Here is an 18446-nt window from a genome sequence, read left to right on the forward strand (position 1 = left end):
AGCGGTTGATGTTGCCGCAGTCCGCGCAGATCTGCTTGCACTTCCGCCACTCCAGGCGCGCGGACCCGCAGTATTCACAGACGTCCATCGGGGCGCCGATGCTCAGCGCCGGCCCGCGGCGCCGAGCGACAGCGAGAACACGACGTTGCGCGGGAGGCCGGGCTCGAACGCGACCGGCTGCCCGTTCACGACGTCGGGATTGAGGAACGCCGACTCGACGTAGCGGCGGTCGGTGAGGTTGTGCACCGTGACGAAGCCGCGCAGCGCGAGCCCGCGTCCCACCGGCAGCCCCTCGCCGAAGCCCACGGTGGCCTGCAGCGTGGAGAACGCCGGGACCTCCACCGCGTTGGCGTCGTCGGCGAAGAAGCGCGACTGGCCGCGCAGCCCGACCTCCGCGTTGATCCAGCGCGCCGCGCGCGGCTCGACGCCGATGCCCGCGAAGTACGCGACGTCGGGGATGCCCACGACGCGGTTGCCGCCGTAGTCCGCGAACCGGCCCGCGCGCGCGGCCGAGTAGTGCACCGAGTCCACGAGGTACTCCGTGTAGCGGTGGTGCGACCACGTGAGCGCCGTGCGCAGCGTGAACGCGCCGAGCCCGCGCGCCTGCGCGCCGAGCTCCGCGCCGGTGCGGCGCACCTGGCCGGCGGTGAAGTAGAAGCGCCCGCCGCGGTACGGCACGATCTCGTCGTCGACGTCGGTGACGTAGACGGCCGCGTCGTACGACAGCGTCGCGCCCGATGCGCCCAGCGCGACGAGCTGCTTGGTGCCCACCTCGTACGTCGTCGAGCGGATGGGCGAGAGCAGCGGGTTGAGGTTGTAGACGGAGTCCTGCCCGAACGTGCTCGCCGGATCGGTCTCGTTGCCCGCGGGCGCCTCGACGCCGCCGCCGAGGTTCGCGTAGACGCTGTGCGTGGGCCCGAGGCGCCACGTCGCGCCCAGCTTGGGCGTCACGCGCGAGAACGTCTTCACGTCCGCCAGCCGGCGGCCGACGAAGCTCTGGTAGTCGTAGCGGATGGCGTCCCACCGCGCGCCGACGCCGAGCGTGAGCCGCGGCGTGACGTCGAGCTCCTGGTGCGCGAACACGCCGACGTTGTTCGCGCCCTCCTTCTTGTTGTCGCGCAGGTCGGCGCCGCGCGTGTTGCCCGGCCCGAGGCCGTAGAAGAGGATCGTGCCGTCCTGGTACGCCTCGTCCACGCCGGCGGTGAAGCGCGCGCCGCGCGCGAACAGCGGCAGCGCGTTGCGGTAGACGACGTTGCCGCCGACGTGGTAGCGGTTGAAGTCGCGGAACGTCCCGCGCTCCGAGCGCTGCAGCACCTTGGGGTTCACGTACAGCGCCGACGACACCGCGTGCGTCGAGTCGAGCGCGACGTCGAGCGTCACGCCCAGCCGTCCGAGCTTGTTGTCGCGACGCTCGTCGCGCGATGCGTACGTCGCGTTGGCCTGCTCGGGGTTCGCGTCCGCCTCGGCGCGCGTGAGCGGGCCCGGGATGCGGTACGCGTTGCGCCCGCCGACGGCGAAGATGCCCACGCGCGCGCGGTCGCCCACGGGCGCGACGAAGCTCGCGAGGCCGAGCGAGCGCTGCCCGCTGGAGTGCGCGCGCCACCCCTCGAAGTCCGTGAAGGTGCCCGAGAGCGACAGCGTGCCGCGACCGAGCGGCGTCGCGGCGCGCCCGACCCAGCGGCGCAGCCCGAAGCTCCCGACGACGGGCGTCAGCTGCCCGAACGGCCGCGTGGTCGTGACGGCGGTCGTGAGGTTGATGACGCCGCCCGCCGCGTTCCCCCACAGCGACGACGCGCTGGAGCGCACGACCTCGATCCCCTCGGCCGTCGCGAGGTCGAACAGGTCGAGCGCGGTACGGCCGTCCGGCTCCGTCTCGGGGAAGCCGTCGATCAGCAGGCGCACCCCGCGCGTGGTGCCGGCGTTGGAGCGGTCGCCCGCGCCGCGCGAGCCGAAGCCGCGGATGTTGATGCGCGCGTCGGTGCCGCCGGCCCGCGAGAGCGCGATGACGCCCGGCACCTCCTGCAGCACCTCGTCCAGCCCCATCCCGCGCCGGTCCGCGAGGCGCTCACGGCCGATCACGGTCACGGCCTGCGGCACGTCGAACGTCGCGGCGCGGCGCCGCTCGGCCGTCACGGTCACGGTGTCGAGCCGCGCGGTGGTGTCCGGACGCGTGCGGCGCGCGGGATCCTGCGCCTCGGCGTCGACGGGGACGAGGGCGGGGACCGTGGCGGCGAGGAAGGCGCGCGCGGCGCGGGAGCGGAGGGGCATGTGGCGGGAAGGGGGTTCGCTGAGTTACGAGCGCGCGCGACCGAACGCTGGATGCAACCGAAGTGCGGAGGACGGAACGACGGAGGACGATGACGCGGAAGACGATGAGGCGTGCAACGGTGGGGCGGACCCTTCAGGCTCCGAGCTTCGAGGTGGAAGCCGCCGCCCTTCCGTATCGCGCTCCATCGTCGTCCGCCGTTCGGTTCTCCGCCGTTCCGTCCTCCGCCCCACCGCGGTCGAGGACCGCGTCCGAGACATCGTAGCCCGCCGCCGCCCGCACGCGCGCCGCCACCGCGCGCCGCGCGTCGTCCACCGCCTCCGAGCGGCCGCCCAGCAGCTCGCGCTGCGCGCGGAAGCGCTGGCCGCTCTCGACGCAGAACAGGTCGCACAGCGCCAGCTCGTGCGCGCACGCGCCCTCGCCGCGCTCCTCCAGCAGGCGCTGCGTGCGCGCGATCGTGGCCGAGCGCGCGTACAGCTCGATCGCCATGTTCGCGAGGCGCTCGGTGACCAGCTGCCGCTCGATGATCTTCTTGCGGTGCGCGAGGATCGCGGCCTGCGCGGCGCCCTTGAGCTCCGCGGTGTGCTTCTCGAGGAAGCGCTTGTGGTGCAGCAGCCGGCCGTGCAGCCGCACGTCCACGCCGTCCACGGGGCTGCCGAGCGCCGTGCGCACGCGGTCGGTCGCGTAGCCGGCGACGGCGTTGAAGTTCTGGATCGGCTTGCGCAGCGCCGCGCCCAGCTCCTGCAGCTTCTCCGCCGGCCCCTCGATGCCGTTGAGCGCGATGAACAGCCGCAGCACGTCGTTCGCGCCCTCGAAGATCCGGTTGATGCGCGCGTCGCGCAGCATCCGCTCGTACGGATACGGCATCACGTAGCCGCGGCCGCCCGCGACCTGCACCATCTCGTCGGCGGCGCGCCAGATCAGCTCACTGTTGAACACCTTCGCCGCCGCCGCTTCGAGCGCCGCGTCGACGTCGCCGCGGTCGAGCGCCGCGCTCAGGTGGCCCACCATCGCGTCGGCGGCGTACGTCTCCGCGGCCAGCGTGGAGAGCTTGCGCTGCGTGATCTCGAAGCTCGCCAGCGGCGCGCCGAACTGGATGCGCTGCTCGGCGTAGCGCGCCATCTCGCCGACGATCGCCTTCGCGCCCTGCGCGCAGCCGGCGGCGAGCGACAGGCGGCCGCCGTTCAGCACGTTCACCGCGACCGAGAAGCCCTTGCCCACCTGGCCCAGCACGTGGTCCGCGGGCACCGCGCAGCGGTCGAACTCCAGCTCCGCCTGCGTCGAGCCGCGGATGCCGAGCTTGCGCACGGTGCCCACGACGCGGAAGCCCGGCATGTCGGGGCGCACGATGAACGCGGTCGGGCGCTGCGCGGGCCTGCCGTCGCGCCCCGTCGTCGGCGTCTGCGCGAACACCGTGATGACGCCCGCGCGGTGCGCGAGGCCGATCCAGTGCTTGCGCCCCGTGATGCGCCAGCCACCCTCGCCGTCGGGCTCCGCGCGCGTGACGATGTGCTGCGCGTCGGAGCCCGTCTCCGGCTCCGTGAGCGCGTACGCGGCCAGCGTCTCGCCGCGCGCGAGGGCGGGGAGGTAGCGCGCCTTCTGCTCGTCGGTGCCGAACAGCACGAGCGGCTTGCACCCGAGCCCCGCGTGCACGCCGATCACGACGCCGAGCGACGCGTCCATCGCCGCGACCTCGCCGAAGACGCGCGCGTAGCCCGTGCTGGAGAGTCCGAGCCCGCCGTACTCGCGCGGCACCGTGATGCCCAGCAGCCCCGCCTCGGCCATCGCGCGGATCGTCTCGTCGGGGATCGTCTCCTCGGCGTCGAAGCGCGCGGAGTCGATGAGGCCCGCGTCGCGCATCGCGTGCGCCGAGGCGATGAGCCGCCGCACCGTGCGCGCCTCGTCCGCGTCGCGCCGCTCCAGCGGATCGGGGAACGGGAAGAGCAGGGCATCGTGGATCGCGCCCGCGAACAGCCCGCGCAGGAACGAGGGCTTGTCGGGGGCGGCGGACTTGGTGGGGCTGGGCATGGGCTCGGTCGCGAACGGGGAGTACGGCGGTGCCCGCCACGGAGGGCAGGATGCGCGCCGATCGGGAAGGTGGATCGTGCGCGTCCGAAAAGCGACGAGGCCCCGCCATTCGGCGGGGCCTCGTCATCGTGCCGGTGTGGGGCGCGTCCGCCAGGCGTGTCAGGGCCTCGCGGGAAGCTGCCGCACCGACACCGTCGTGGCGCTCACGGTGACCTGGAGCTCGGCGGGCTGCCCTTCGGGCTGGTTGCCGGCGGTCACCGCCTGGAAGGTGATCGTCGTCGTACCGGCGCTGATGGCCTGCACCCGTCCGGTCCCGTCGGCGACCGCGACGCCCGGGTTGCTGGACGTGGCGGCGATGGTGCGGCCGAACAGCTGGTTGCCCGCCGCGTCGCGCGCCACCAGCGAGACCAGCGTCGCCTGGCCGACACGCAGCGAGACCGTCGTCGGCGCGACCTCGACGCGGGCGACCGGCGTGGCGAAGACGTTGAACAGCCCGGCGTCCCCGACCTCGCCATCGATGGGCCGGCCGGGCACCCGCTCGACGATCGCCGTGATCTGCACCTGCCCCGGATTGATCGCGGTGGCGAGGCCCGTCGACGCGTTGATCGACACGATCGCGGAGTTGGAGCTCGTCCACCGCACGGTGCGGTCGGTCAGCACGCGGTTCAGCGAGTCGAGCACCTGTGCCGTGTACTGCACCGTCGTACCCGGGTTCCCGTCGACCGTCTTGGTGTTGATGCGCACCGCGCCGACCGGGATCGCGGTGACGGTCGCCGTCGTCCTTCGCTCGATCGAGTCGATGCGGACGGTGATGTCCGTCGTGCCCGGCTTGAGCGGCTGGATGATCCCGGTGGCGCTGTTGATCGTCAGGACGGTGGGATCGACGGCCGTGAAGCGCACGAGGCGGCCCGCCGTCGACAGCTGCCGGTTGAGGCTGTCCAGCGCCGTCGCCTGCAGCCCGTTCTGTGCGCCCACGCGGAACACGGGCGCCTGCGGCAGCAGCACCTCGACGACCGGGATCTTCGTGACCTGCACGACCTGCGTGCCGGTGACGTTGTCCGCGGTGACGGTGATCGTCGCCGTGCCCTCGCGGTTGGCGGTCAGCACGCCCGACGGGTCGATGCTGAGCACCGCGTTGTCGGACGAGCTGTAGCCGAAGACGCGGCCGGCGGACGGGATGACCGACCCGTCGGCCCGGCGCAGCACCACGTTCACGGACACGCGCTCGGTCTCGCGCAGCGGCGAGCGCACGCTCGGCTCCACCCGGGCGGGCGTCTCGTTCTCGACGATGACGTTGAAGTCCCGCTGCGTCACGCCGTTGATCGTGACGCGGAGGACCGCGGTCCCGACGTTCAGCCCGTTGAGCGCGCAGTTGGTGCCCGAGGCCGCGGCGCCGAGGACGGTCGGCGTGCTGCTCTGGCAGGCGACGGTGTAGCCGGTGAGCAGCTGCCCGTTGCTGCCGAGGGCGCGGATCGCGACCGTCGTCGTGCTGCCGACGCGCACGCGCGGGAAGGGCGGGTCGAGCTGGACCTCGTTCGCGGGCGGCGGCGTCACGGTGATCTGCGCCGAGTCGCGCTTGCCGCCGGCCTCGCCGATGACCCAAGCGGTACCCGCCTTGACGCCGATCACCGTGCCGGTGCCCGAGCCGCTCACGGTCGCGACGCTGGGGTCGGACGAGGTGAGGCGCACGATCCGCTGCCGGTGCGTGATCAACGCGCCGCTCTTCTCGAACGACTCGCCGGTGACCGGGACGCTGGCGCCCGCGGCGACGCTCGACGAGCCGAGCGTGACGCGCACGCGGTCGACGTTCGGCACGCCGGTGATCCACGAGCACCCCGCCAGCGCGAGGACGGCCGCGGCCGATGCGAGGGATCGCGCGACGCGCGGGCCGACCGTCCGCCGGCCACCGGCCGGCGAGGGGACCAAGTACCGCATGCTGCTCCGAAAGCTGAGGTGAGCCGTCCGTGGGCGCGACGCGGCCTCGCGACGCTGCGGCACGGCACGGCGCCGGCCGTCCGGGTGGACCCGGTCGGCGCGGCGGATCTGGCGTCTAGGTTAGTACGGCGCGGTGGCGGTCACAACGAGAAATGCGTGCCCCCGTGGCGGCGGTCACGGACCGCAGCACCCGCGTATACCCTCCCGAGAGGAGTATCGGCACCCGGCGGGCGTGGTGAAGCGGAGGACGGAACCGCGGAGGACGGAACGGCGGACGACGATGGGGCGTGAAACGGAAAGGCGGACCTTTCGAGCTTGACGCTCGGGGCCGGAGGGGCCGCCCTGTCGTCTCACGCCGTTCCGTCCTCCGCTTCACCGTCCTCCGCCGTTCCGTCCTCCGCCCCTTAGTTTCTGCCCCATGCAAGCCACCCCCGCCCCCGCCGCCCTCCTGCTCGTCGCCGCCGGCGGCGCCGCCGGGTCGGTCGCGCGCTTCCTGCTCACGCGGGCCCTCGCCGGGGCCTCGGCCGGGTTCCCGGTGGGGACGCTCGCCATCAACGTCGCCGGGTCGCTCCTGCTGGGCGTCGTGCTCGCCGCCGCGCCCGAGCGCCCCGACGCCGCCGCGCGCCTGCTGGTCGGCGTCGGCGTCTGCGGGGGCTTCACCACCTTCTCCGCCTTCAGCGCCGAGGTGGTCGCGCTGGCCGGACGCGGCGCGTACGCGCGCGCGGCGCTCTACGCGTCCGCCAGCGTCGTCCTCGGCGTCCTCGCGACCGTCGCCGGGCTCGCGCTCGGCCGCACGCTCGCGGGGCCGCGCTGATCCCGCCCGCTCGTTCCCGCTCCACCGTTCTCCGCATCGTCGTCGTCCGTCGTATCGTCCTCCGCCTCACCGTTCCCCGCCTCTCCGTTCTCCACCACCATGTCCCGCGACCTCGCCGCCTTCTTCGACGCCAACGCCGCGCGCGTGCGCGACGAGCTGTTCGACTTCCTGCGCATCCCCAGCGTCAGCGCGCGCTCGGAGCACGACGCCGACACGCGCCGCGCGGCGGCGTGGCTGCAGGGCGCGCTCGAGACGGTCGGGCTGCGCGCGGAGACCATCGACACGCCGGGCCACCCGATCGTGCTCGGCGAGCGGCGCGAGGCGGGCGCCGGGAAGCCCACGCTGCTGATCTACGGCCACTACGACGTGCAGCCCGCCGAGCCGCTGGAGCTGTGGGACTCGCCGGCGTTCGAGCCGACGATCCGCGACGGCAACGTCTACGCGCGCGGCAGCGTGGACGACAAGGGCCAGCTCTTCCTGCACGTGAAGGCGCTCGAAGCGCACCTCAAGGTGCGCGGCACGCTGCCGGTGAACGTCATCGTGCTGGCCGAGGGCGAGGAGGAGGTGGGGAGCGTCAACCTCGAGGCGTTCATCGAGGCGAACCGCGAGCGCCTGGCCTGCGACGCGGTCGTCATCTCCGACTCGGCGATGTTCGCGAAGGGGATCCCGTCGATCCTCTCGTCACTGCGCGGCATGGCGTACTTCCAGATCGACGTGCAGGGGCCCGCGGGCGACCTGCACTCGGGCAGCTACGGCGGCGCGGTCGTGAACCCGGCGATGGCGCTCGCGCGCATCCTCGCGACGATGCACGACGAGACGGGGAAGGTCGCGATCCCGGGCTTCTACGACGACGTGCGCCCGTTCCCCGACGCGGTGCGGGCGCAGATGCGCGGCCTCCCGTTCGACGAGGAGCACTTCCGCGCCGAGACGGGCGCGCCGGCGCTCGGCGGCGAGACGGGGTACACGGTGCTGGAGCGGCTGTGGACGCGTCCGACGTGCGAGGTGAACGGGCTGCTGAGCGGCTACACGGGCGAGGGCGCGAAGACGGTGCTCCCCGCGAAGGCGATGGCGAAGGTCAGCTGCCGCCTCGTGCCGGACCAGGACCCGAAGCGCATCGAGGCGCTGATGCAGGCGCACGTCGCGCGCGTCGCGCCGGCCGGTGTGACGGTGACCGCGACGCACCTCCACGGCGGCCGCCCCTGGCGCGCGGACCTCGGCGGGCCGCTGTTCGACGCGGCGAAGGTCGCGCTGGCCGAGGTGTTCGGCCGCGAGCCGGTGGTGACGGGCGAGGGCGGCTCGATCCCGGTCGTCGGCGACTTCGAGCGCGTGCTCGGCGCGCCGGTGCTGCTGGTCGGCTTCGGGCTGCCGGGCGAGAACGCGCACGCGCCGAACGAGTGGATGTCGTTGGAGAACTACGACAAGGGCATGCGCGCCATGGCGAGACTCTATGACGTCTACGGCGGGAGCCGATAAGGCGGAGAACGATACGGCGGAGGACGATACGGCGTGAAACGGAAAGGCGGACCCTGCGAGCTTGAAGCCTCAAGCCGAGGGGTCCGCCTTCTCGTTTCACGCTCCATCGTCTTCCGCGTCTTCGTCCTCCGCCGTTCCGTCCTCCGCCTTTCCGTGCGCTCAGAAGCGCCAGCGGCGCACCAGGAACAACCCCAGCGCATTCTTCGCCTCCACGTTCTCCGCCGGCGCCAGCGACGGCTCGGGCAGGAAGAAGCGGGGCTGCCACGCGGACTCCAGGCTGAAGCCCGGGAGACGCGCGAAGCGGTACTCGACGCGGAAGCCGGGGATCGGGGGCTTGCTCGTGTAGAACGCCGGCGTTGCCTGCAGGCCGACGAACAGCTGCCGGTTGAAGTACTTGCCGAACTCGATCTGCGTGCCCTTCAGCACCGTCTCGAGCCCGGAGAGCTCGACGAACTGCTCCGGCGGCAGGTCGGGGACCGGCGTGATGTTCAGCACGTCCGCGCCCAGCGAGCGGCCGAGGCGTGCCTCGCTCGCGTCCGCGAGCACGCCGAGCGCGACGCCGGCGAGCTGCTTGCTCGCGAGCGATGCCGTGGCGCCGATCGGCACGCCGCCCGACGAGCTGCCGGCCACGCTCGACCCGCCGACCTGCAGCAGCGAGCCGCTCTCGCTGCCGAACGCGAGGTAGCTGAGCAGGTCCGTCTGCGCGATGGGCGGCTGCGCGTCGCTCTCCAGCGCGATGCGCGGCGCCAGCACCGTCCCGCCGATCTGGATGCGGATCACGAGCGGCTCGCGCGCCGCCTGCTTCACCTCGTACTCGGCCGTGATCTGCAGGTTCGGGTTCAGCTCCTGCGAGCCGACGAACGTCGCCGAGCCGCGCTTCACCTGGAAGCGCTTGCTGAGGAAGGTGTACTGGCCGCGCTCCGTGACGACGATGCCGTCGAGCACGATCGCCTGCTTCGCGCGGTCCACGCGCAGCCGCAGGTCGCCGTCGCTGTAGACCTCGACGTTCGCCTCGCGCGAGCGCACCCACGTGTCGCGGTCGACGCCGACGAACAGGTCCATGCGCAGGTTCTCGAGCAGCGGCGACTGCGCGGGGATCAGCTCCCCGACGTCGAGGCGCGTCGTGTCGATGACCGCGAACACCGCCGGGTCGCCCGCCTTCAGCACCTGCTTCTTGTCCGACTCCGGCACGTAGATCACGCCGCCCAGCACGCGCGCGCCGCCGCTCACGAACACGCGGTCGAACGGGCCGTACATCGAGATCTGCGCGCTCGCGTCCACGCGCCCCTGCTCGTTGTCCAGCACGCGGGCGCGGTCGGCGATCAGCCGCACGTCGAACGACGGCTTGGTCGCGTCCGCGATGCCGATGCCGCCGCGGATCGCCAGCGGCCCGCGGCGCCGCGTCATCGTGTAGCCGACGATCGAGTCGATCACCACCGTGTCGCCGCGCAGGTGCACCGTGCCCAGCGCGTCGCGCAGCTGCGTGCCCGTCGCCGTCAGCCGCAGCGACGCGTCGGCGAGCTGCAGGTCGCCCGTGGCGACGGGCTTCTTCAGCGGGCCGCGCACCGACAGCGTGCCGGCCGCCGTGCCGCGCACGTCCGACACCGCGTCGGTGAAGCGCGACGCCAGGTCGAGCGGCAGCGAGTCGAGGCGCGCGTCCACCGTGACCTGCGCGTTCTCCGCCAGCCGCGGACCCGTGACGCCCTGCAGCGCGAGGTTGATCGGCAGCGAGCCCGTGGCCGTCAGCACCGGCCGCGGCCCGCGCGTCACCTCGGCGTTCCCGCGCAGGCGCGCGTCCGCGTAGTCCACCGTGGCGCGGATGTCGGGCACCTCGGTGCCGCGGTACTGCGCGCCGGCGACCGTCGCCGTGCCCCTGATGACGGGCGCCGCGGCCGTGCCCTGCAGCGTCGCGTCGAGCGACACGCGGCCGGTCATCGCGACGTCGCTCTGCACGAGGCCGAGCGCGTCGCCGATCTCGAAGTCGCGCACGGCGACGCGCAGGTCGGCGGGACCGGTCGTCGGCAGCTTGCCGTCCACGAACAGGCGGCCCGTCGCGCCGTTGGTGAGCTCGATCGTCTCGACCTCGATCCCCGGCTGGCCCCAGCGCACGGCGCCCGGCCGCGTCGCGGCCCACAGCGTCGAGTCGAAGCGCAGGCGCAGCTGCGAGAACGTCGCCTCGCGGCGGTCGGGGAAGATCGCGTAGTCGGCGCGCAGGTCGTACGAGCGGCCGACGTCCTGGAACACCGCGACGACGCCGGTGCCGCTGCTCGTGCCCACCGCGTCGGGGCGCCACGTGGCGCGCGCGTCCACGCTGTCGAGCGCGAAGCCGCTGACCCGCACCGAGTCCGCCACCGCGGCGACGGCGAGCGCGCTGCCCGGCGTGCGCGCGCCGAGCCAGTTGTACGCGACGCGCGCGCGGCCGACCTGGTTGCCCAGCGCGACCAGCTGCGTGGCGCCCGCGCGGCCGCGCAGGTCGAAGTTCTCGATCGAGCCGCTGATGCGCCCCGCCGCGAACACGGAGCCCGAGAGCGAGTCCTTGGGGATGCTGGGCGCGGTGTCGACCGTCACGCGCGGCACCGGCGCCGAGTCGCCCGCGGCCACCGCCACCATCGTGCGGCGCGCCCGCGCGGCCGAGTCGGCGCGCGCCTTCGCGAGCTGCTGTGCTGCGAGCAGCGGGCGCGGCGCGACGGCGCCCGTGTCGCGCGGCAGGTAGCGCGCGATCGCCGGCAGCGAGTCGATCGCGATGCGGTAGTCGAGCGTGCCGCTGCGCGTCCCCGTGAGGCCGAACGAGCCCCGCAGGTCGGCCGCGGTGCCCGGCGCGCGCACGGTGAACGTGTCCACCTGCGCGATGCCCTGCGCGGCGCGCAGCCGGATGCGCGACGAGTCGACCGCGATCGTGTCGATGGTGCTGGTCGTGATGTCCGCGGCGACGGTGCTGGTGAGCGTCGCCGGGTCGGTGCCGCGCCCGCGCGCGGCGAAGCGGCCCGTGAGCGACGTGCGCGGCGCCTTCGCCACCACCGCGTTGGCGTTGAACAGCGTCGTCGTCACCAGCATGTCGTAGCCGATGACGCCCGTCAGGTCGAGCTGCCCGCGCGCCGAGAAGGCGCCGCCGTCGCTCAGCCGCAGCGACGAGGCGACGCGCAGGTCGTCCATCGTGCCGGTGAGGCGGATCGGGCCGCTCGCCGTGCCGCGCAGCCCCGCGGCCGGCGCGAAGCGGCCGACGGTGACGAGCGAGAGCGGACGCGCCGTGACGTCGACGTCGAACCAGGGCGCGGCGCGGCGCGGGCCGTCGGCGGCCGTGCGGCGGCGCGCGTCGTCGCGCAGCGGGGCGGGGGAGGTCGTCGCCACGGTGCGCGTCGGCGGCGCGGGCGCGCGCGCCGGCCGGTCGGCGCGGCCGAGCGCCACCGCCGCCCGTCCCGTCAGGCGCGAGCGCGCGCCGCGGTCCAGGTGCGTGAGGTCGAGCGACGACGCGGTGAGCCGCGTGTCCGTGGACCCGTCGAGCGTCGCGACGCCGGTGAGCGTGCCGTGCACCGGCAGGTCGTCGACGAACAGCCGCGCGAGATCGACCTGCATCGGCGCCAGCTGCACGCGCATCCCCTTCGCGCGTACGACGCCCTCGCCCGTGCCGATCTCGCCGACGGCGACGACGCGGCTGCGGCCCGTGCGCGGGTCGTCGAACGTCACGTCGCCGTCCAGCTGCAGCGCCGACAGCGCGCCGTCCGCCGCCAGCCGCCCGCCGAGGATGCCGTGGCGCGGGACCTCGACGTTCGGCGCGAGCCGCTCGATGAGCCGCGTGTCGAGCTTCGTGAAGACGACCGCCGTCGAGTCGAAGGTCACGGGCGCGGTGCCCGCGGTGTCGCTGAGGACCAGCGCGACCCGCCCGCGCACCGTCGTCTCGCCGGTGCGCAGGTCGAGCGCGTCGAAGCGGTAGCCCTGCGACCGCTCCGCCAGCGCGATGGTGAAGTCGGAGGTCGCCGTGCCGTCCGGCAGGTCGGGCAGGATGAAGCGCACGTCCGCCAGCGACACCGGCGTGCCGCGCCCGCCAAGGCGCAGGTCGTCGGTCCTGAGGTCGTAGCGCCCGCTGAGCGTGGCGCGCGAGTCGGGCATGACCGCGAGCACGTTGCGCCACCAGACCGAGTCGCTCGAGATCTCCACGGCGCCCCGCGCCTGCCGCACGACGGCCGCGGGCGGGCGGAAGGGGAGCGCGACGACGCGCAGCGAGTCGATCTCGAAGCGACGCGACGCGAAGTCTGGGTGCGCGATGCGGAGGAGCGGGAAGCGGCCGTTCAGCTCGCGGTAGTCCTGCACGCGCTGGTAGCCGCCCGGGACGCGCTCGACCAGCGCGCGGCTCGCGCTGTCCAGCGCCGCGGCGATCGTGCTGTCGCGCGCGTTGCCGACGATCGAGCTGTCCGGCGACCACGGCGTGCGCACCGTCACCCGCCCGTCGACCACGCGCACCGCGCGCAGCACGAGGTAGTCGCCCCAGCCCGGCGCGGTGCTCGTGTCGACCTTGGTGGTGTCGCGCGGGAAGATGCGCTCCCAGTTCCACTGCTCCCCCGGCCGGCGGTCGAGCACGATGACCGGGCGCCAGAGCGCGACGTCGGACAGCTCGACCTTCTTCGAGAAGAAGGAGCGCAGCCCGTAGCGCGTGCTGACCGAGTCGACGCGGAGGAACGGGTTGCCGGCCGAGTCGGCGATCGCGACGTCGTGCGCCGTGATCCCCTTCAGCAGGTTGCCCGAGATGCGGCCGAGCTGGAAGCGCCCGTGCACGGTGTTCGCGAGCGCGGCGACGACGCGGCGGCGCAGCTGCTCGCGCCCCCAGTCGGTGTTGCTCACCACGAGCACGAGCGCGACCGCGACGGCGATCAGCAGGAGGAGCAGCCCCGCGATCCAGGCCGCGACGCGCCGGCCGCGGTGGTGCGGGTGGGCCGCGCGCTCGTGCGGGCCCGGCTCGGGCGACGGCTCGCCGTTGGCGTCGTCGCGGATGGTTGGCGGTGCGTGCGCCATCAGAACGCCTCGCCGATGGAGAGGTGGAGCGTGATGCGGTTCAGGAAGCCGCGGATGCCGGTCGCGCCGCTGCGCGGATAGATGCGGCAGCCCGGCGCGCCCTCGCCGCTGCAGCTGCGGTCGGGCGACAGGTCGAGCAGGCGCCGGCCGGTCGAGTCGTCCACCTGCGTCACGACGGCGAGCGGCTCCTGCAGCGTCGGGCGGAAGCCCATGTCCACGCGCACCGGGCCGACGGGCGACAGGTAGCGCACGCCGACGCCCGGCGTCAGCGCCGCGGTGCCGCTGCCGAGGTCGCGCAGCGTCCGCTCGCCGAGCATCGCGCCGTCGAGGAAGACGGCGCCCCAGATCTGTCGCCAGATCGGGAGGCGCACCTCGACGTTCCCCTCGAGCAGCGTCGTGCCGCCGAGCGGTCGCGGGATGAAGCGGTCGTCGGCGATCTCGTTGCGGCGCTGCGCGAAGCAGTCGACGAGCGACGTCGGCGCGGGGCAGGCGTAGGCGGACTGCTTCACGCCCGCGATGGTCGTGTCGCGCCGCCCGCGGATGTCGTCGGGCGAGACCGTCAGCACGCGCGGGCCGAGCTGGTTCTCGCCGAAGCCGCGGACGCTCTGCGAGCCGCCGGCGTAGAAGCGCTTGCGCGGGTGCAGGATCTGCCCGCCGTCGTCCATCCCGCTCGGCACGCCCACCGCGGCGTTGGTGCCCGGGAGCGCGTCCACCCAGCCGCCGCGCGCGCGGAGCGCCAGGATGCTGCGGCGGAAGGGGAGGCGGCGGTAGGTGGAGCCCTCGGCGGTGACGCGGTTGTAGCGGAAGTCCGAGAAGCTGATGCGCGACGCGTGCTCGGCCTCGAAGCGCGCGAGCGTGCCGCGGGTCGGGAAGAGCGGGTCGTCGGCGCGGTTGATGTTGGCGGTGAGCGCCAGCGGCGAGAGCCGCTGCTGGCCGCGCAGCGCCTCGATCGTGCCGTCGTCGCAGACGCCGTAGTTGACGCAGAAGTAGACGTCGCCCGCCTCGACGCGGCTGATCTCGAAGCGGTAGGTCCCGCTGGCCGGCACGTCCTCGCTGAGCTGGCGCGTGAAGGCGACGTTGGCGCCCTGGCCGCGGTCGACGAACACGCCCGGCGAGCTGCGGCGGTGCACGAACAGCCCCGCGCCGAGCGTGTTGCGCGGGGAGCCGAACCAGCGCTGCCGCAGGTCGATGCCGGCCGAGTAGGTGGGCGCGAAGTAGCGGCCCTGCTGGCGGATCGCCTCCTGCGCCGCGTTGCCCTGGTACGGGTTCGCGTAGCTGAACGGGAAGACGTTGTAGAGCTGCGCCGCGCCCAGGTTGCCCACCGCGCCGGTGATGTCGAGCCGCCGCGCGTCGCCGAGCCAGTAGTTGTGCGTGAAGCGCCCCTCGACCTGCAGGAAGTCGGCGGTGTTGAAGCCGGCCGCGACGCGCGCCTCGCGCGCGGGGCCCTCGACGACGCAGACGACGAGCGCCTTGGAGCTGTCGCCGGCCGCGGCGTCGGCGCGGGCGCCGGCGGTGGCGCGCACGGGCGCCGCGCCGCCCGCGGCGGTGCTGGTCTGCTGCGCGCAGACCGTGCGGCCGGTGGCGGCGTCGCGCGCGACGGCGGTGTCGATCAGCGCGCTGCGGAAGAGCCCCGACTCGTAGAGCGCGCGCTGGCTGCGCGCGATGTCGGAGCGCACGAACAGGTCGCCCGGCTCGATGAAGAGCGAGCGGCGGATCGTCTCCTCCTTCACGTCCTGCCGGGTGCCGGTGCGCACGACGTCGATGCGCGAGACGTACGTGAGCCGTCCGCGCTGCACCGGGAGCCGCACGGCCGCGGTGTCGGCCGAGTCGTCGACGGCGATCACGGGCCGGTCCACCTGCGCGTCGCCGTAGCCGCGCTGCCAGTAGGCGTTGCGCAGGTCGACGACGGTGGAGTCGAGGCGGAAGAGGTCGAGCGGCTCGCCGGGCTGCGGGCGCACGATCCGTCCGCGGCCGCGCCGCCGCCGCCCCACCTGGCCCGCCGGGTCGTCGACGGCGATCGTCTTCACGATCGTCGGCGCACCCTCGGTCACCTTGAAGGTGACGCGCACGGCGTTCTCGCCGACGCGCGTGACGACCGTGTCGACGGTCGCGTCGCGCCAGCCGTGCTTGTAGTAGAAGACGAGCAGGCGCACGAGGTCGCGCGCCAGCTCGGTGCGGTCGAGGTAGCGCCGCTCGTAGATGTACGGCGACTTGGAGATCCAGCAGAACGGCGTGAAGGCGAGCCCGAGGCAGGCGGACTCCTTGGTCGCCACCGCCTGGGCGACCTCGTCGCGGCGCAGCTGCTTGACGCCCTCGAAGCGGACGTCCTTGACCTCGGGGCGCTCGGTCTCGCCACGATCGTCGCGGATGGTCTGCGCGGCCAGCGCACGCGGGCGCACGACGGATCCGGTGGCGGCGGCACCGGCCAGCAGCGCGCACGCGACGAGCGCCGTCCGCGCTCCACGGAGGCGGGCGGAAGGGAGAGGTCGCATGACGGCCACCCCAAGCGCAAAGCCCGGGCCGGGCGGGCCCGACGCGGCGGAGAACGGAACGGCGGAGGACGGAAGGGCGGAAAACGAACGGGCGCGAAACGAAAGGGCGGACCCTTCGAGCTCGAAGCTCGGAGCGTCCGCCCTTTCGTCACACGCGGTATCGTCCTCCGCCGTTCCGTCCTCCGCGGTTCCGTTCTCCGCAGGACCCGAACGACTACGCGTCCTTGAGAGTCGCCAGCAGCACGTCGTTGTCCTTCGTGTTCCCGATCCGCTTCGTCAGCCAGCTGATCGCCGCCGACGACGGCATCTGCTGCAGCCCGCGCCGGAGGATGAACACCGCGTCCAGCTGGTCGGGGCGGAACAGCTTGTCCTCGCGCCGCGTGCCCGAGGCCGGGATGTCGATCGCCGGGAAGAGGCGCTGCTCCGCGAGCGACCGGTCCAGCTTGATCTCGCAGTTGCCCGTCCCCTTGAACTCCTCGAAGATCACGTCGTCCATCCGCGACCCCGTCTCGACGAGCGCGGTGCCGATGATCGTCAGCGACCCGCCGCCGTGCGACGCCGCCACCGCGCGCGCCGACCCGAAGAACGCCTTCGGCGTCTGCATCGCGTTGGCATCGAGGCCGCCCGAGAGCGTCCGGCCGACGCCGCGCGCCGCGTTGAACGCGCGCGCCATGCGCGTGATCGAGTCGAGCACGATCACCACGTCCTTGTTCTGCTCCACCAGGCGGCGCGAGCGCTCCATCACCATCTCCACCACCTCGCGGTGGCGCTCGGCCGGCATGTCGAAGCTCGACGCCACGACCTCGCCGTAGCCGACCTGCACCATCTCGCTGACCTCCTCGGGGCGCTCGTCGACGAGCAGCACCAGGAGCACCGCGTTCGGGTGGTTGACCGCCACGCCCTCGACGATCGCCTGCAGCAGCATCGTCTTGCCGGAGCGGGCGGGCGCCACGATCAGCGCGCGCTGCCCGAAGCCGATCGGGGCGATCAGGTCCACCACGCGGCGCGTCAGCTCGGGGCCGCCCTTGGCCGGCTTGCCCGTCTCCAGCTTCAGCTTGCGCTCGGGGTAGGTCGCCAGCAGCGCCTGGAAGTCGGGACGCTTGACCTCGGGCGTCGGCTCCAGCCCGTTCAGCGTCTGGATGTCGGTGACGACGGTGCGGCCGCGGTGGTCGCGCCCCGCCATCGCCGTCACGGCGTCGCCCTTCCGCAGCGTGTACTGCCGCACGAGGTGCGTGGGGACGAACGGGTCGTTCGGCGCGGGCAGGTAGCTGTTCGCCGCCTGGCGCACGAAGCCCCCCTCGCGGCCCAGGTCCATCCAGCCGGAGACCTCGGTGTCGGCGACGACCTGCGACGGCGCGGGCCGGTCGTTCGCGAAGTCGTTGCGGTTGCGCCCGCGCTGGCGCTGGCGCCGGCCGCGGCCGCGGAACTCGTCGCGGTCGCGTGGGCCGCCCTGGCCCGGCGGCGCGTAGCCGTTGCTCGCCGCCGCGTCGCGCGGCCCGTCACGGAACCCCTCGCGGTGCCCGTCGCGCTGGTTGGGCCGCTGTCCGTCGCGCGCGCCGTCGCGCCCGTGCTGGAACTGGCCGCCCTGCGGTCCGGGCCCGCCGGGCTGTCCGCCCTGGCCGCCGCGGCGGCGGCGCCGGCCGCGGCTGCGGAACTCGCGGCCGCTCTCCCCCTCGCGGCGCGCGCCGCTGTCGCGGTCGAACTCGCGGCCGCCCTCACGCGCGCCGTCGCGCGCCGGCGCGGCCTCGTCGCGCGGCTCGCGCACCTCGCGCGGCTCCTCGCGCACCGACTCGCGCGGTGGAGCACTCTCACGGGCGCTCTCTCGCGGCGCGTCGCCGCCGAAGCTCGCCACGCCCTCCACCACCACGTCGCCCGTCGGGTCCGCGCCCGCCGATCCCGTGCGCGGCACGCGCGGCGTCCGCGGGGTGCGCGCCCGGCGCGCGGGGCGCTCCGGGGCCTCGCTGCCGTCGCCGCCGCTCGCCGCGCCAGCCGCCGACTCGGCCGGCGCCGCAGCCGTGGGGGCGGGGGACTCGGCCGCCGCGGCCGCGGCGCGCGTGGTGCGGGGGCGCCGCCGCACGGGCTCGCGCGCCTCGCCGGCGTCGCCCGACGCCGTCGCGGTGCCGGTGGACCGGCCGCCGGCGCTGTCGTCGCGGTAGGGGTTGAGCTCCCCGGCGTCCGCCGACGGGGAATCGGCCGGACCCTGCCCCCGGCTACGCCGAGTGGGGCGACGAGGTTCGTTCATGCAGCGCGAGGTGTGAGAGGTGGGGCCCCGCATGCGCGGCCGCGCGGCGCTCGCCGGCGGTCACGACAACGGGTTCGCCGCGCGATGCGCGGCGGTGCGGCCGCTCGGCGCGAGCGTCCGGATGACCGGGCGGCGCGCCGCGCCGGAAGGGCGCGCGTCGGCGACGCACGGTGTGCGACTCGGGGGGTC

General features: G+C 74.2%; 9 protein-coding genes. 3 read left to right on the forward strand and 6 right to left on the reverse strand.

The genetic code is table 11. The features are described 5' to 3' along the window. Positions 1-102: 102 nt before the first annotated feature. From rosag_RS17615 to rosag_RS17625, 3 genes are all read right to left on the reverse strand, one after another. Positions 103-2268 (reverse strand): TonB-dependent receptor, encoded by a 2166-nt coding sequence (locus rosag_RS17615; RefSeq protein ID WP_284351479.1) that lies wholly within the window; start codon positions 2266-2268, stop codon positions 103-105. Positions 2269-2401: 133 nt separating this feature from the next. Then, on the reverse strand, positions 2402-4294 hold the full coding sequence (locus tag rosag_RS17620; protein WP_284351480.1) for an acyl-CoA dehydrogenase family protein: 1893 nt from the start codon (positions 4292-4294) through the stop codon (positions 2402-2404). A gap of 159 nt (positions 4295-4453) precedes the next feature. Continuing rightward, positions 4454-6229 (reverse strand): Ig-like domain-containing protein, encoded by a 1776-nt coding sequence (locus rosag_RS17625; RefSeq protein WP_284351481.1) that lies wholly within the window; start codon positions 6227-6229, stop codon positions 4454-4456. Between the two features lie 418 nt (positions 6230-6647). Here rosag_RS17625 and crcB point away from each other — a divergent pair, with 418 nt between their 5' ends. Together crcB and rosag_RS17635 are read left to right on the forward strand one after the other, a co-directional pair. Next, positions 6648-7043, forward strand: a complete 396-nt coding sequence (gene crcB, locus rosag_RS17630) for a fluoride efflux transporter CrcB (RefSeq protein WP_284351482.1) — start codon at positions 6648-6650, stop codon at positions 7041-7043. A gap of 99 nt (positions 7044-7142) precedes the next feature. Continuing rightward, positions 7143-8516 (forward strand): dipeptidase, encoded by a 1374-nt coding sequence (locus tag rosag_RS17635; protein WP_284351483.1) that lies wholly within the window; start codon positions 7143-7145, stop codon positions 8514-8516. A 159-nt stretch (positions 8517-8675) separates the two neighbouring features. Here the strand turns inward: rosag_RS17635 and rosag_RS17640 are convergent, their stop codons facing one another. The 3 genes from rosag_RS17640 to rho form a co-directional block, all read right to left on the reverse strand. Then, a complete protein-coding gene (locus tag rosag_RS17640; protein WP_284351484.1) occupies positions 8676-13523 on the reverse strand; it encodes a translocation/assembly module TamB domain-containing protein in 4848 nt (1615 codons plus the stop codon). Continuing rightward, entirely contained in the window at positions 13523-15922 is a 2400-nt protein-coding gene (locus rosag_RS17645; protein WP_284351485.1) for a BamA/OMP85 family outer membrane protein, read from the reverse strand. The genes rosag_RS17640 and rosag_RS17645 overlap by 1 nt, the downstream gene beginning before the upstream one ends. Positions 15923-16229: 307 nt before the next feature. Continuing rightward, on the reverse strand, positions 16230-17924 hold the full coding sequence (rho, locus tag rosag_RS17650) for a transcription termination factor Rho (protein ID WP_284351486.1): 1695 nt from the start codon (positions 17922-17924) through the stop codon (positions 16230-16232). Here rho and rosag_RS17655 point away from each other — a divergent pair. Further along, positions 17914-18171 (forward strand): hypothetical protein, encoded by a 258-nt coding sequence (locus rosag_RS17655; protein ID WP_284351487.1) that lies wholly within the window; start codon positions 17914-17916, stop codon positions 18169-18171. The genes rho and rosag_RS17655 overlap by 11 nt on opposite strands. Positions 18172-18446 lie beyond the last annotated feature (275 nt).

This window comes from Roseisolibacter agri (assembly GCF_030159095.1).
Taxonomy (GTDB): Bacteria; Gemmatimonadota; Gemmatimonadetes; order Gemmatimonadales; family Gemmatimonadaceae; genus Roseisolibacter; species Roseisolibacter agri.

Coding starts and splice junctions, on each gene's coding strand:
- rosag_RS17615 (WP_284351479.1), bottom strand. CDS start 2,268: ATGCCCCTCCGCTCCCGCGCCGCGCGCGCCTTCCTCGCCGCCACGGTC.
- rosag_RS17620 (WP_284351480.1), bottom strand. CDS start 4,294: ATGCCCAGCCCCACCAAGTCCGCCGCCCCCGACAAGCCCTCGTTCCTG.
- rosag_RS17625 (WP_284351481.1), bottom strand. CDS start 6,229: ATGCGGTACTTGGTCCCCTCGCCGGCCGGTGGCCGGCGGACGGTCGGC.
- crcB (WP_284351482.1), top strand. CDS start 6,648: ATGCAAGCCACCCCCGCCCCCGCCGCCCTCCTGCTCGTCGCCGCCGGC.
- rosag_RS17635 (WP_284351483.1), top strand. CDS start 7,143: ATGTCCCGCGACCTCGCCGCCTTCTTCGACGCCAACGCCGCGCGCGTG.
- rosag_RS17640 (WP_284351484.1), bottom strand. CDS start 13,523: ATGGCGCACGCACCGCCAACCATCCGCGACGACGCCAACGGCGAGCCG.